Consider the following 14,181-nt stretch of genomic DNA (forward strand, 5'->3'; position numbering starts at 1 on the left):
GCTGGCGCCACGTGCAGCGGGCGCTGCGGCGCAAGGCGCCCCTTCCGCCGCTCGCCCTGGCCCCGCTGTTCGGGTACGGCGTCGCGGCGGTGGCCAGCGCGGACAGCAGCACCAGGACGACCGCCAGGGCGGTGCGCACCCAGGGGATGAAGACCGCCTCCGGCACCGCCGCCATGGCCACGCCGCCCGCGCTCAGGGCCAGCGACGTGCTCAGCCAGGTCAGAAACGTGCGCTCGTTGGCCAGCGTGAACCGGGGGTCCGGTTCGTTCCCCTCGATGTCCATGAGGAAAGGCTAATTTACGAGTACTCCCCCTAGAGTTGACGGGTTTTTTGGGCCTGTCAGGTACATTCCTGGGCAATCGTCTTGACCGCCTGGGCGCTGTCGGTGGCGACCTTCTGCGCGGCGTCGACCGCCTCGTTGGCGTCGTCGACGTTGAGCTTCTTGAAGCTGTCGGCCAGCTTCTGCAGGGCTTCGTTCAGGGTGGTGTTCCCGGCCGTGTTCGCCACGTCCTCCAGCTTGGCGGCCCCGTCTTCGAGTGCCTTCTCCATGGCCTTCGGGTCGCTCGCCAGACTCGCGACCTTGGCGCCCGTCTCGCTGATGACCTTGTTGGCCTCGATGCAGGCCTGGGCTTTGTCGACCGTGCTGCACCCGGTGGTCAGCAGGGTGAGACCGATCGCGGAAGCTGCGGCTAGGGGGAGGAATCGCATGGTGAAGACACTAGCCAACTTCGTTCAGCACTGGCCGCCGGAGAAATACTCTTCCAGCTCCGGGGAGAGGGGCGGCACGTCGAGGGGCACCGAGCCGCCGCGGAGCGACTCGGTGGCGAGCAGACCGGCGGCGACGCTGTCCCTGGCCGCCACCGGGGAGGTGTCGGTGGCTCCGCCCTCGCGGGCGAACCGGACGAACTCGGTGACCAGTTCCTGGTCGGCGCCGCCGTGGCCGCCCTCCCCCGCGAAGACGGGTACGGTCAGGTCGCCCTCGGGGTCGTAGCCCCTCCTCCCGGCGTTCCACACACGGACCACGCTCCCGGTCCCGGTGTCGCCGAAGTTCTCCAGACGCCCCTCGGTGCCGATCACGGTGTAGTTGCGCCAGTAGTCAGGGGTGAAGTGGCACTGCTGGTAGCCGGCGTAGACGCCGTTCTCCAGGCGCATGTGCATCATCGACAGGTCCTCGACGTCGACCACGGGGTTGAGGCCCTTCTGGGCGAGCGGGGGCCAGTTGCGCGCCGGGTCGTACCAGTCGGCGGGCAGCCCCTCGGCGCGGTCGGTGATCCCGCCGTACACGGTCAGACCGCCCATGCCGGTGACCCGGACGGTCCGGGAGCCGGCCAGCCAGTGGATCACGTCGATGTCGTGGGCGCCCTTCTGCAGCAGCAGCCCGCCGGTGTTGCGCCGGTCGGCGTGCCAGTCCTTGAAGTAGTAGTCGCCCCCGTCCCCGACGAAGTGCCGGCACCAGATCGCCTTCACCTCTCCGATGGCCCCCTCGGCGATCAGCCGCCGCATGGTGCGCACGACCGGCATGTGCCTCATGTTGTGGCCGACGTACAGCCGGGTGCGCCGCTCGTGGGCGGTGCGCAGGATCAGGTCGCAGTCGTCGAGGGTGATCGCGAGCGGCTTCTCTACGAAGGTGGGCTTGCGCGCCTTCAGCGCCCGTACGGCCAGCTCGGCGTGCGTGTGGTCGGGGGTGAGGATGATCACGGCGTCGACGTCCTCGTCCAGCAGGCGGGCGAAGTCCGCCGTCGTGCGGAGCCCGGGGCCGAGGTCGCGGCGCGCGGCGTCCAGCGCGTCCTGCCGGGGGTCGCAGACGGCGGCGACGCGGCTGCCCCGCCCGGGGCGATGCGCCTCCAGCGCCACCGACCGCCGCAACCCGAACCCCGCCACCCCGATCCGCAGATCCCCTCCCCCACCCCCGGAAGACCGCCCGCCGTCCTGCGACCCCTCGCCACCGGAAGGCCGCCCGCCGTCCTGCGACCCCTCGCCTCCCGAAGACCGCCCGCCGTCCTGCGACCCCTCGCCACCGGAAGGCCGCCCGCCGTCCTCCGTAGCCGCGCTCCCGCCGCTCATTCCCTGGCCCGCCTTCCCGCCGATGCCTATTTGTGCCGATTTTTTAGCATAAATAGGCACATTAGAGCACAGTGCGGTCGTTCCAAGACGGCGAGAGCTGGCTCTGGTGCTACGTGCACGAGATCGTCGGCTACCCCAAAGCTCCCCAATAGGCACCGGCCTCCGCCCGGCAGGCCGTACGGACGGGCGGCGGGCGGGGAACGGGGGGTCGCTAGTCGCGCGCCAGGGTCGCCTCTTCGTAGTCGAGCTCCCTGGTGACCCGGCGCAGCACCTCGTCGTCGATGCGGCGCTCGTCGCGCATCCGCACCAGCACCGAGCGCTCCGCCTCCAGCATGGAGCGGCGAAGCCTGCGGTAAAGCGCGCTCGGCGTCTCCTCGCCCTCGGGGCCGACACCGCCCCCGAGGCGCTCCCAGGCTCCCATGGCCCGGCGCTCGGCGTTGTTGCGCAGCCGGTCGACCACCTCGGCGTGGGTCTCGATGATCCCTTCCTTGGTGAGCTCGTCGAGCCGGGCGAGCGCCGCGCCGGCGGCGGCCTGCTGCGCCGCCGCCTCGGAGAGGTTGTCCTTGTAGATCTCCTGGTCGCTGGTGACGCCCATCTTCCTGATCAGCCAGGGGAACGACATCCCCTGCACCAGCAGGGTGCCGATCACGACGACGAAGGTCAGGAAGAGCAGCAGGTCGCGGTTGGGGAAGCCGACCGGGAGGGCGAAGGCCGCGGCCAGCGACACCACGCCCCGCATGCCCGCCCAGCCGATCACCGCGACGTGGGCGGCCGTCGGCCTCGGCTCCCGCTCGCGGATCTTGCGGAACAGCATCCTGGGCAGGTGGACGCCGGGGATCACCCAGAGGATGCGGGCCACGACGGCCGCCGCGAAGATCGCAACGGAGTACCCCGCGACGCGCCAGGGATCCTGGCCCTCCAGCCCCTGCAGGATGAGCGGAAGCTGGAGCCCGATCAGGGCGAACACGATGATCTCCAGGAAGAAGTCCAGCACCTTCCACACCGAGTAGGAGACCACCCGCGTGCCGTAGTCGGCGCGGTTCATCCGGTGGCCGAGGAAGACGCCGACCACCACTACGGATAGCACTCCCGAGGCGTGCACCGCCTCGGCCGCGAGATAGGACGCGAACGGGATCAGCAGAGAGATCGTGTTCGTGATCAGCGGGTCCTTCAGGCGGTCGAACAGCCGGCCGAAGGCGTAGGCGAGCACGAGGCCGATGAGCAGCCCGCCCCCGGCGGCGTACGCGAACTGACCGCCGGCGCCCAGGAGGCTGACCCCCTCCCCGCCGACCGCGGCGACCGCGACGCGGTAGGCCGTCAGCGCGGTGGCGTCGTTGAACAGGCTCTCGCCCACCAGGATGGTGATGATCTTGCGTGGGAGGCCCAGCCTGCGGGCGACCGCGACGGCCGCCACCGCGTCGGGCGGGGCGACGATGGCGCCGAGGGCGAAGGCGGCGGCCAGCGGCAGGCCGGGGACCAGGACGTGCATCAGCAGGCCGATCACCGCGGCGCTGAAGAGGACGAGCCCGACCGACAGCAGTCCCACCGGCCGGCGGAAGTCCCGCAGGCGCAGGTAGGAGCTGTCCAGCGCCGCCGAGTACAGCAGTGGCGGCAGGAAGACGAGCAGCACGACCTCTGGGTCGAGCTTGTATTCGGGCATGCCGGGGATACGGGATCCGACCAGCCCGACGATCAGTCCGACGAGGACCAGCAGCAGTGGAGCCAGCCAGCCCCGCCACCGGGCGAACGCGGCGATCGCCACGGCACCGGCGGGGAGCAGCACGAACTGGAGCGCTGTCGAGATATCCATCGATCAGAAGGATATGCCGGGTCCGAAGGCGCGGAGGCTCGGCGGCATCCCCGAGCGGCCTTCACCCCCGTACCGCCCGCGGCGGCCATCGCCCGGCCCACCTCGGATCACCGCTCGCGGCCGTACTCCCGTCCGCCGAGGGTCACCGCTCGCGGCCGTACTCCTGCGGGTAGGGGCGCCCGGCCTCGTCGGTGTGGGGCCTGCCGTCGGTAGGGACGCGCTCGCCGGTCGTGTACATCGGGTCGTGGACGTACGGGCGTGACAGCCGCGGGTCGGTGGAGTCCCCGGGCGGCTGCGCCAGGGAGCCGAGGCCGAGCGGGTCGGAGGGATCCACGGCGGACTGCGCGGGCACCTGCGGAGTCCAGTCGTACCCCGGGGACTCATCCGCCGCCCGGTACTCCTGGCCGGGCTGACCGGGGGCGGACGGCTGACCGAAGGGCAGGGAGTCGTTCACGATCATGTTCTCTCGCGGGACCGCGTCCCCGTACCGGGACGCGCCGCCGTACTCAGGGAGCGGGGGGAACTCCGGCGATGAGCCGTAGCTCGGCGGGGCCGAGTAGTCGAGAGGAGGCGTGCCGTACTCAGCGGGCGCGATGGGATCCACCGGACGGCCATACTCGGGCTTGGACCCGAACTCACCGGCCGACCCGAACTCGCGCGGCGACCCGTAGCCGGACCCGGTAGACGACCCGTAGCCCGACTCGGTGGGCGCACCGTAGCCGGGCTCGGCGGAGGGGCCGTAGCCGGGCTCGGCCGTCGAGCCGTAGTCGGTGTGGGGTCCGAAACGGCCACCGGGGGTGAACTCGGCCTGGGCGCCGTAGTCGGTCCGCGTACCCGGCTCGCCCTGGGGCCCGAACTCCCCGAGGGTCGCGTAGTCGGCCGGCACCCCGTAGTCGCCGCGCGCCGCGTGATCGGCGGGCGCCGCGTAGTCGCCGGTGAACGTGAAGCCGCTGGGGGGCGTGTAGTCGGGGTTGACGCCGTAGTCGCCCGAGGCGGCGGCCGTCACCTGCTGCTGAGGGCCGGTCTCGGGCATCGGGGCGGGGCCCTGGTGGCTGAAGGGCGGCGGGGCCTGCGGGGGGAACTGCGGCGGGACCAGCCCGAGCGCCGGATCGGCCTGCGCCGGGTAGTCCGCCTGGGCCGCGAAATCGGCCTGGGGCGCGTAGTCGGCCTGGGGCGCGTAGTCGGCCTGGGAGGCGAAGTCGGCGGCGTAGCCGGGCTGGGCCGGGTAGTCGCCCTGCGAGGGGTATCCCGCGTAGTCGCCGTGGGAGGCCGCCTGCGCCGGGTAGCCGGAGTAGTCGCCCTGCCCGGAGTAGTCACCCTGGGGAACGGCCTGCCCGGAGTAGTCACCCTGGGGAACGGCCTGCCCGGAGTAGTCACCCTGGGGAACGGCCTGCCCGGAGTAGTCGCCCTGGGGAACGGCCTGCCCGGGGTAATCGCCCTGGGGAACGGCCTGCGTGGCGTAGTCGCCGTGGCCCTGCGGGCCGAGGTCCTGCGGGAGGTCGCCCGGCGGGCCGTACTCGGCGGGGCGGGCGCGGGGGGCGACCAGCTTGTCACCGGCGGGCGCGGCGCCGCGCGCCACCAGCACGTCCTTGGGCCCGAGCACCGGCACGGGGGCCGCTACCGTGTCCTCCTGCGGGTACGCGCCGGCCACGCCGCGCGCGAAGGCGGCCTGCTCCTCGGCGTACGAGACGGCCTCGGGGTACTCGTCCTGTTCGTCGGGAACGCCGGACGGACGGGCGTACTGCCCCGTTCCCGGGTACGCGGGGTATTCGGCGTACTCGGGGTGCTCGGCCCCGTCGTCGTAGTCCTCTTCACCCTCGGCGTACTCTCCGCCCGCCTCCGCGTACCCCACGTCGAGCGTGTCGAGGAGGCGGCCGACGTCGTCCATGGGCATACGGAAACTGGCGGTGCACATCTCGCCACGCCACAGGCTGAGGACCAGGGTGCCCTCGTGCCAGGTGACCCGGAGAACACGCTCCTGGCCACGGGCGTCGAAGAACACCTCACCGAACGATGGCAGTGGGACAACTTCCGACATGGCAGACATCGTGCTTTAACCAGCCTTTATTCGTCCACTCGACCTCAGAAACCCTACCGAACCGTTCGTGTCGCCGTCATGGCAGACTCCGCAGCTCACCCCTCGCACACCGGCCCTCGGTAGGGCAGGAGTACGGTAGATCTTCTTTGACCCCCCGGCACCCAGCCCCGTCAGTCTGCCACGCGAAGCGTGATGCGGCTTCCGGAATGCCGAGATGGACCCGGAACGCACCGCGAGTCTCGGCCGGTTTCGGGGCGCGCCGACCCCTCGGGGGCCGGTAGCGTTGCGTGTCGTGCTCGACGACTCCCTCAGCTCCGCCGACGACGTCCTCGACGACACCGAGGTCGTCCCGCACGACGACGACACCCTCGATGACGACGAGACGTTCGAAGAGGAAGAAGACCTTCCGCCCGTCGAGCAGCTCCTGAGCGCCGCCGTCACCGGTGTCGGAGGAGCCGAGAGACCCGGCCAGGTCAAGATGGCGCAGGCCGTTCGGCACGCCATCGAGCACGACGAGCACGTCGCCGTCCAGGCGGGCACCGGCACCGGCAAGTCGCTGGCGTACCTCGTGCCCGCGATCCGCCACGCGATCGAGTCGGACAACGCCGTCGTCGTCTCCACCGCCACCATCGCCCTCCAGCGTCAGCTCGTCGACCGAGATCTGCCCCGGCTCGCCGAGGCGCTCGCCGACTATCTTCCCCACGAGCCACAGTTCGCCATCCTGAAGGGAAGGCGAAACTATCTATGTCGTTACAAGGTGACGGCCGCCTGGCCCGACGAGGACGGCGACGACCAGCTCTTCGACCCTCGCGAGGTCAGCGCCACCGGGCGCATGGTCCAGCGCATCCAGGAGTGGGCGGAGGAGACCGAGACCGGTGACAGGGACGAGCTGGTGCCGGGGGTCAACGAGCAGGCCTGGCGGCAGTTCTCCGTCACCGCCAGGGAGTGTCTCGGCGCGCAGCGGTGCCCGAGCGGCGCCGAGTGCTTCGCCGAGCGTGCCAGGGAGCGCGCGGGCAACGTCGACGTCGTGGTCACCAACCACGCCCTGCTCGCGATCGACGCCATGGAGGAGTTCGCCGTCCTGCCCGAGCACGACGTCGTCGTGGTGGACGAGGCCCACGAGCTCGTCGACCGGGTGACCAGCGTGGTCACCGACGAGCTGTCCGAGGTCGCCGTCGCGACGACCGTACGCCGCGTCGGGCGTCTCATCGAGCAGGGCGTGGCCGACCGCCTCCAGGAGGCGGGCGAGGACCTGAAGGCGCTGCTCGCAGCCGCCCCGCCCGGCCGCCTCGACCAGCTCCCGCAGGTCCTCGGGGACACGCTCTCCGTTCTCCGCGACTCCGCGTTCGCCTGCATCACCGCGATGGGCTCGCGCGGCGGCGACATGTGGGGCGGAGGGAAGAACGACGACCCCGAGAAGGCCGGGCTGCGCAAGGCGGCGTTCACCGCGCTCGACGAGCTGCATGACACCTCCGTCCGCATCCTTGAGGCCTTCGGGGGCGAATCCGAGGTCGAAAGGGCCGAGGTCGTGTGGCTGGAGGGGGCGACCGACCGCCGTCCCGCCCTGCTGAAGGTCGCGCCGCTGAGCGTCGGCGGCATGCTGCGCGACAAGCTGTTCGCCGACCGCACCGTGATCCTCACCAGCGCGACGCTGGCGCTCGGCGGCACGTTCGAGGGCATGGCCCGCCAGTGGGGCCTCGGCCCCGCCCGCCCCGACGACGGCCGCCAGGCCCACCCCGAGCAGGACGGCCCCGGCGCCTCCCCCGAGCAGCACGGCGAGGCGGGTCCCGAGCGGAAGGCCGGCCAGAAGCGCAAAGACTGGGTCGGGCTCGATGTCGGCTCGCCCTTCGACCATGCGCGCAGCGGCATCCTCTACGTCGCCAAGCACCTCCCCCAGCCGGGGCGCGACGGCCTTCCCAAGGAGTACCTCGACGAGATCACCGAGCTGATCGAGGCGGCGGGCGGCCGTACGCTCGGCCTGTTCTCGTCGATGCGCGCCGCGAAGGCCGCCACCGAGGCGCTGCGCGAGCGGTTGGGCGTGCCGCTGCTGTGCCAGGGGGACGACTCCACGTCGCTGCTGGTCAAGCAGTTCGCGGAGGACCCGGCCACCTGCCTGTTCGGCACGCTGTCACTGTGGCAGGGCGTCGACGTGCCGGGGCCCTCGCTCAGCCTGGTGATCATCGACCGCATCCCGTTCCCCCGGCCGGACGACCCGCTGGCCTCCGCCCGGCAGCGGCACGTGGCCGCGAAGGGCGGCAACGGGTTCATGGCGGTCGCGGCCACCCACGCCGCGCTGCTGCTCGCCCAGGGAGCGGGAAGGCTGCTGCGCGGCCAGAGCGACAAGGGCGTGGTCGCCGTCCTGGACCCCCGGCTCGCGACCGGGCGTTACGGAAGCTTCCTGCGTGACTCGCTGCCGCCGTTCTGGACGACGAGTGACCCCGCCAAGGTCCGCGCCGCCCTCCGCCGCCTCACCGCATAGGACCACCCCGCCGCCGGGGCCCGCCGGTACGTCCGGCCCGGCTCGCGTTCGAGACCTCGGGCGCACGACCGGGGCGGGCAGGGCCGGATCCGCCAGACGCGTGATCGCGCAGGACCGCCCGGTGGCCGCGCCTTCAGGCGTACGGCTCCAGGTGGGGGCGTTTGGGGTCGACGGCGTCGCCCGATGAGGTGCCACGCAGGCGGCGGCCCACCCACGGGAGAAGGTGCTCGCGCAGCCACAGCCGGTCGTCGCGGAGCTTCGCCCTGCGGTCGACCCGCTCCCTGGGCGGCCAGGCATGGCGCCAGTCGTCCTCGGACGGCACACCGAGCACCTCGCACACCTTCGCGGCGACCAGGCGGTGCCCCTCGGCGTTCATGTGGAGCCGGTCCTCGCTCCAGGCCCGCCAGTCGCGGATCGACTGCATCGACCACTGGTCGACGACGTGGCAGCCGTAAAGGTCGGCGATGGACCTTATGTGCAGGTAGAACACCGCGAACCTGCCCCTGACCTGGCGCATGAGCGGGGTGTCACGCGGGTCCACGCCGGTGAACAGCACGACGTCGGCGCCGGTGCTCCGCAGGTCGCGCACGGCCCTCGCCAGGGTCTTGGCCATGCGGTCGGGGTCGCCGCCTGGCCGCAGCAGGTCGTTGCCCCCGGCGCAGAGGCTGACCAGGTCGGGCTTCAGCTCGATCGCCGCCGGCACCTGGTGCTCCACGATCTGGTCGATCAGCTTGCCGCGCACCGCGAGGTTGGCGTACCGGAAGCCGGGCTCCAGCGCGGCGAGCCGCTCGGCCACCCGGTCGGCCCAGCCACGGAAGTGCCCGTCAGGGCCGGGGTCGTTGAGCCCCTCGGTGAAGCTGTCGCCGATCGCGACGTAGGAGGTGTAGGCCCTCATTGCCCGTCCTCCGCGATGGCCCGCAGCGCCAGCTCGTACGAGCGCAGGCCGAACCCCGCGATCGTGCCGGTGGCGACCGAGGCGACCACCGAGGTGTGCCGGAACTCCTCGCGGGACGCGGGGTTGGAGATGTGCACCTCGATCAGCGGCGCCGTGCGCTGGGCGATGGCGTCACGCAGCGCGTACGAGTAGTGGGTGAAGGCCGCGGGATTGAGGACCACGGGGATCGACCCGTCGGCGGCCTCGTGGAGCCACGACACCAGCTCGGCCTCGTCGTCGGTCTGCCGGACGTCCACGGTCAGGCCGAGCTCCCTGCCGGTCTGGCGGCACAGCGCGGCCAGGTCGTCGAAGGTATCCGCGCCGTACACATCGGGCTCGCGGCTGCCGAGCCGCCCGAGGTTCGGGCCGTTGAACACGAACACGGTCCTCATCGCGCCCTCGCCGTGCTTCCCCTACCCGAGCCGAGCACCGTCCTCATCGCGCCCTCGCCGTCCCCTCCGTGCCGGAGACGACCGTCGTCGTCGCGGCCTCCGCCGTGCCGCTCGCGTGCGCGGCCGTCATCTTCCGACCTCCCGGTAGGCCGCTTCGAGCAGCTCCTCCGGTGGGTCCTCCAGGCGCGCGACCTTGCCGATGTCGTCGAGGATGACGAACCGCTGCTTCGCCCCGCGGTTCTTCTTGTCGACCCGCATGTGGTCGCGCAGCTCGGGCCAGGCCTCGTGACGGTAGGCCGTCGGAAGGCCGACCGAGGTCAGGATCGACCGGGTGCGCTCGACGAGCCCCGGCCCGGCGTGGCCGGACAGCCGGGACAGCTCCGCGGCGTAGACCATGCCGATGGCCACGGCCTCGCCGTGCCGCATGTGGTAGCTCTCGACGCGCTCGATCGCGTGGGCCAGCGTGTGCCCGTAGTTCAGGATCTCGCGCATGCCCGACTCGCGCAGGTCGGCCCCGACGACGTCGGCCTTGACCTGGATCTTGCGTTCGATCAGCGCCCGCGTGTGCCGGCCCTCGGGCACCCGGGCGCCCTCGGGGTCGTCCTCGACGAGCAGCAGGATGGTCGGGTCGGCGATGAAGCCGCCCTTGATGATCTCGGCGAGCCCGGCGACGTAGTCGTCGCGCGGCACCGACACCAGCGTGGCGAGGTCGCACAGCACCCCTACGGGCGGGTGGAACGAGCCGACGAGGTTCTTGCCCTCGGGGGTGTTGATGCCGGTCTTGCCGCCCACCGCCGCGTCGACCATGCCGAGCAGCGTGGTGGGCACCTGGACGACCTTGACGCCGCGCAGCCAGGTGGCCGCCACGAAACCGGCCAGGTCGGTGGTGGCTCCCCCGCCGACGCCGACCACGGCGTCCGAACGGGTCACCCCGTACCGGCCCAGGGCCGACCAGAGCTCGGCGGCGACCTCGACCGACTTGGCCCGTTCGCCGTCGGGCACGGGAAGCGCCACCACGGAGAGACCGGCGGCCTCCAGCACCCCGCAGACCGGCCGGGAGATCTCGGGAAGGCTCGCCGGGTGGACCACCGCCACCGTGCGGACGCCGTCGCCCAGCAGGCCGGGCAGCTCACCGAGCACTCCCGCCCCGACGACCACGTCGTACGGGCGCTCGCCCCTGACCGTGATGCGGGTGCTCGTCACGCCGGGAGCCCCTTCATGATCTCGTCGGTGATCTCCTCGGGCGCGCGGCCGTCGGTCGCCACGACGATCGACGCGAGCCGCTCGTAGACCGGGCGGCGCTCCTCCATGAGCCTCTTGAGCTGGCTGCGCGGGTTGAGCACGAGCAGCGGGCGCGCCTGGGCGAGGCCCACGCGCTGCACGGCGTCGGCCAGGCCGACCTGGAGGTAGACCACCGAGTGCCCGGCGAGGAGCTCCTGGGTGGCCTCGCTCAGGATGGCGCCGCCGCCGAGCGCGAGCACGCCGTCGTGCTCGGCGAGCGCCTGGCCAACCGCCGCTGCCTCCAGCTCGCGGAACCGCTCCTCGCCGTCGTCGACGAAGATGTCGGCGACCGGCTTGCCCGCCACGGTCTCCACGTCGGTGTCGGTGTCGCGGAAGCTCGCGCCGAGACGCTGGGCCAGCAGGCGGCCGACGGTGGACTTGCCCGACCCGGGCGGGCCGACCAGCACAGCTCTGGGAGACGTCACTTGATCACCATCGACGACAGGTAGCCGGAAAGGTTACGGGCGACCTCCTCAACGGAGTCGCCGCCGAACTTCTCGACGGCCGCGTCGGCGAGCACCAGCGCGACCATCGCCTCAGCGACGATACCGGCGGCCGGAACCGCGCACACATCCGACCTCTGGTTGATGGCCTTGGCGGGCTCGCCGGTGAGCACGTCGACCGTGGAGAGCGCGCGGGGCACGGTGGAGATCGGCTTCATCGCGGCGCGCACCCGCAGCGGCTCGCCGTTGGTCATGCCGCCCTCGACGCCTCCGGCGCGGTTGGTGACGCGGCGGACGCCCTCGGCGGTGTTCTCGATCTCGTCGTGGGCCTGGGAGCCCCGCCGCCGCGCGGTGTCGAACCCGTCGCCGACGCCGACGCCCTTGATCGCCTGGATGCCCATGAGCGCCCCCGCGAGCCGCGAGTCGAGGCGCCGGTCCCAGTGGACATAGCTTCCGAGGCCCGGCGGCAGGCCGTACGCGACGACCTCGACCACCCCGCCGAGCGTGTCGCCTTCGCGCTTCGCGGTGTCGATCTCCTCGATCATCGCCGCGCCGGCCTCCGGATCGAGGCAGCGCGCCGGGTGCTCGTCGACGGCGGCGAGCTGGCCGGGCGCGGGGATGAGGCCGTCCGGGGCCTCGGCGGTGCCGATGGCGATGACGTGGCTGACGATGTCGACGCCGAGCGCCTGCTTGAGGAAGTTGCGCGCGACCTGGCCGAGAGCGACCCGGGCGGCGGTCTCGCGGGCGCTGGCCCTGTCGAGGATCGGGCGGGCGTCGTCGAAGCCGTACTTCTGCATGCCGGACAGGTCGGCGTGGCCGGGACGCGGGCGCGACAGGGGGGCGTTGCGGGCCTGGGCCGCCAGGAGGCCGGGGTCGACCGGGTCGGCCGCCATCACGGTCTCCCACTTGGGCCACTCGGTGTTGCCCACGCGGATCGCGACCGGGCTGCCCAGCGTGCGGCCGTGACGCACGCCGCCGACGATCGTCACCTCATCCTGCTCGAACTTCATCCGCGCGCCGCGGCCGTAACCCAGGCGGCGTCTCGCCAGGGCCTGCTCCACGTCGGCGGTCGTCACTTCGACTCCGGCGGGCATCCCCTCAAGGATCGCGACGAGCTCGGGGCCGTGGGACTCACCTGCGGTCAACCAGCGCAACATGATGACAAGTCTTCCATGCACGGCCCAGTGCCATCGCCCGCCCATGAACCGATCAGCGAAGGACCGCCGCGAGGGCTCCGAGGAGGATGAACGGCCCAAGGGGGAACTGGCTCTGGAGAGTGCCCCTGCGGGTGATCAGCAGCGCGACGGCGTAGAGCGCGCCGAGGAACTGCCCGCCGACCGCGCAGACGATCCAGGGGTCCAGGCCGAGCGCGCCGGTCAGCATCCCGGCGAGCCCGGCGAGCTTGACGTCGCCGAGGCCGAGCGCGCCGGGCCGTACGAACCACAGGACCGCGTAGACGCCGGCCAGCGCGAGACCGCCGAGCAGCCCGGCGACCAGGTGGCCCGTGGGGACGAGCAGGAGGGCGATGATCGGGTAGGACGGCAGCGTGATGGCGTCCGGCAGCCGCTGGGTCCGCCAGTCGATCACCGCGAGCGCGCACCCGGCCACCGCCGCGTACGACCAGGCGGCGAGCGCGGGGGTCCACGCGAGCCTCCAGGCGACCAGGGCGCAGGCGGCGGCGGTGCCCAGCTCGATCAGCGGCGGCCACGCGGGCACGGGCACGGCGCGAACCGCGCGGCCGAACGCCTGACGAGCCTCCACCCGGTACGCCCGCCGCCGCTCAGTGAAATCGAGCTCCGGGGCATCGAGCCGCGGGGCGTCGAGCTCAGGGGCGTCGAGCTCCGAGGCATCGAGCTCAGGGCTGTCGAGCTTCGAGGTGTCGAGCTTCGGGGTGTCGAACTCCGGGGCCGGGCCGAAGCCGCCCGCCAGGACGCGGACATAGACGCCCGCGAGAAGCCCCAGAAGGGCCGCCCCCGCGACGATGAAACCCACCCGCCGACCTTACGGGGATCTCAGCTCGGCGTACGCCGGAAGTGGCGGAGAAGCCCGCGTTTGGGGGTGGGAAGCCGTGCGACGGTCACCTCGGCGTGCTCCGACAGCCCGCGCAGCAGGGCCTGGATGCTCTCCTCCTCCGCCGTGACCTGCCCGATGGAGGCCAGGGCGTGCAGCATGGCGCCCTCGATCGCGAACGGCACAGGACCGGCCACGTCGATCACCACGGCGGCGGCCTTCTCGCCGAGCGCGGCACGGCAGACCTGCGGGGTCACGGCCTGGATGGGCCGGGCGTCGGCGCGCCAGAGCTTCAACGACGCGGCCCCGGTGAACGCGGGGACCGCCTTCCTGCCGTCGGCGCCGACCAGCACCGGCAGGGCCATCTCGCTTTCCTTCTCCTGCTTGAGCCCGTGCTCGCCGACCTCGGACTCCGTCAGCAGGGCCACGACGGGCACGAGCAGGCGCGCCGTGCTCAGGGCCGACATCACACCGGCGGAGTCGGCCTCACCGGTGGCGAAGGCGGCCAGCGCCGCTGAGACGGACGCGTCGGCGCTGCCGTCGTCATCGGGGACCAGAGGCTGCGGAATGCTGGGCACGACCCGCGAGCCTACCCGCCGTCGCGACCCCACCGCGTCATCGGCGGGTGCTCCCACCCTGGGCGCGTGGCGGGCCCCTTGCCCCCGAGCCCTCCGCGAGCCCCTCGCCTGCCTCGTCCTCGACGACCTCGAAGGACTCCTCCGAACCCTCG

Annotated in this window: 13 protein-coding genes; 1 reads left to right on the forward strand and 12 read right to left on the reverse strand. The window is 72.3% G+C overall.

What is annotated here, in order from left to right; all coding sequences use genetic code 11:
- The 5 genes from AB0B89_RS29345 to AB0B89_RS29365 all read right to left on the reverse strand — a co-directional run.
- Positions 1–283: DUF202 domain-containing protein (locus tag AB0B89_RS29345; protein ID WP_358559283.1), on the reverse strand; the 283-nt coding region annotated here is incomplete at its 3' end.
- A gap of 56 nt (positions 284–339) precedes the next feature.
- Positions 340–708 carry a hypothetical protein gene (locus AB0B89_RS29350; protein WP_358559284.1) on the reverse strand — a complete coding sequence of 123 codons (369 nt, stop codon included), beginning with the start codon at positions 706–708 and terminating at the stop codon, positions 340–342.
- Between the two features lie 24 nt (positions 709–732).
- A complete protein-coding gene (locus AB0B89_RS29355; protein ID WP_358559286.1) occupies positions 733–2,064 on the reverse strand; it encodes a Gfo/Idh/MocA family oxidoreductase in 1,332 nt (443 codons plus the stop codon).
- Between the two features lie 211 nt (positions 2,065–2,275).
- Positions 2,276–3,874, reverse strand: a complete 1,599-nt coding sequence (locus tag AB0B89_RS29360) for a Na+/H+ antiporter (protein WP_358559288.1) — start codon at positions 3,872–3,874, stop codon at positions 2,276–2,278.
- Positions 3,875–4,016: 142 nt separating this feature from the next.
- Positions 4,017–5,912, reverse strand: coding sequence for a hypothetical protein (locus AB0B89_RS29365; protein WP_358559290.1), 1,896 nt, complete (start codon positions 5,910–5,912; stop codon positions 4,017–4,019).
- Between the two features lie 424 nt (positions 5,913–6,336).
- Here AB0B89_RS29365 and AB0B89_RS29370 point away from each other — a divergent pair, with 424 nt between their 5' ends.
- Positions 6,337–8,391, forward strand: a complete 2,055-nt coding sequence (locus AB0B89_RS29370; protein ID WP_358559305.1) for an ATP-dependent DNA helicase — start codon at positions 6,337–6,339, stop codon at positions 8,389–8,391.
- 133 nt (positions 8,392–8,524) lie between these two features.
- Here the strand turns inward: AB0B89_RS29370 and AB0B89_RS29375 are convergent, their stop codons facing one another.
- The 7 genes from AB0B89_RS29375 to AB0B89_RS29405 form a co-directional block, all read right to left on the reverse strand.
- Entirely contained in the window at positions 8,525–9,286 is a 762-nt protein-coding gene (locus tag AB0B89_RS29375; protein ID WP_358559292.1) for an SGNH/GDSL hydrolase family protein, read from the reverse strand.
- Complete coding sequence (aroQ, locus tag AB0B89_RS29380) at positions 9,283–9,717, reverse strand: type II 3-dehydroquinate dehydratase (RefSeq protein ID WP_358559294.1); 435 nt, start codon at positions 9,715–9,717, stop codon at positions 9,283–9,285. The genes AB0B89_RS29375 and aroQ overlap by 4 nt, the downstream gene beginning before the upstream one ends.
- A gap of 126 nt (positions 9,718–9,843) precedes the next feature.
- Positions 9,844–10,920 (reverse strand): 3-dehydroquinate synthase, encoded by a 1,077-nt coding sequence (aroB, locus tag AB0B89_RS29385; RefSeq protein ID WP_358559296.1) that lies wholly within the window; start codon positions 10,918–10,920, stop codon positions 9,844–9,846.
- Positions 10,917–11,423 (reverse strand): shikimate kinase, encoded by a 507-nt coding sequence (locus AB0B89_RS29390; RefSeq protein WP_358559297.1) that lies wholly within the window; start codon positions 11,421–11,423, stop codon positions 10,917–10,919. The genes aroB and AB0B89_RS29390 overlap by 4 nt, the downstream gene beginning before the upstream one ends.
- The gene (gene aroC / locus AB0B89_RS29395) at positions 11,420–12,598 is read right to left on the reverse strand and encodes a chorismate synthase (RefSeq protein ID WP_358559299.1); all 1,179 of its coding nucleotides are present in this window, start codon (positions 12,596–12,598) and stop codon (positions 11,420–11,422) included. The genes AB0B89_RS29390 and aroC overlap by 4 nt, the downstream gene beginning before the upstream one ends.
- 52 nt (positions 12,599–12,650) lie before the next feature.
- Positions 12,651–13,433 (reverse strand): A24 family peptidase, encoded by a 783-nt coding sequence (locus AB0B89_RS29400; protein WP_358559301.1) that lies wholly within the window; start codon positions 13,431–13,433, stop codon positions 12,651–12,653.
- Positions 13,434–13,453: 20 nt separating this feature from the next.
- A complete protein-coding gene (locus tag AB0B89_RS29405) occupies positions 13,454–14,029 on the reverse strand; it encodes an SseB family protein (RefSeq protein ID WP_358559303.1) in 576 nt (191 codons plus the stop codon).
- Between the last annotated feature and the right edge of the window lie 152 nt (positions 14,030–14,181).

This window comes from Sphaerisporangium sp. NPDC049002 (assembly GCF_040649355.1).
Taxonomy (GTDB): domain Bacteria; phylum Actinomycetota; class Actinomycetes; order Streptosporangiales; family Streptosporangiaceae; genus Sphaerisporangium.

Bases quoted from the DNA above. Each gene is read 5' to 3' on its own strand.
- AB0B89_RS29350 (WP_358559284.1), bottom strand. From the start codon at position 708: ATGCGATTCCTCCCCCTAGCCGCAGCTTCCGCGATCGGTCTCACCCTG.
- AB0B89_RS29375 (WP_358559292.1), bottom strand. From the start codon at position 9,286: ATGAGGGCCTACACCTCCTACGTCGCGATCGGCGACAGCTTCACCGAG.
- AB0B89_RS29365 (WP_358559290.1), bottom strand. From the start codon at position 5,912: ATGTCGGAAGTTGTCCCACTGCCATCGTTCGGTGAGGTGTTCTTCGAC.
- aroC (WP_358559299.1), bottom strand. From the start codon at position 12,598: ATGTTGCGCTGGTTGACCGCAGGTGAGTCCCACGGCCCCGAGCTCGTC.
- aroQ (WP_358559294.1), bottom strand. From the start codon at position 9,717: ATGAGGACCGTGTTCGTGTTCAACGGCCCGAACCTCGGGCGGCTCGGC.
- AB0B89_RS29355 (WP_358559286.1), bottom strand. From the start codon at position 2,064: ATGAGCGGCGGGAGCGCGGCTACGGAGGACGGCGGGCGGCCTTCCGGT.
- AB0B89_RS29360 (WP_358559288.1), bottom strand. From the start codon at position 3,874: ATGGATATCTCGACAGCGCTCCAGTTCGTGCTGCTCCCCGCCGGTGCC.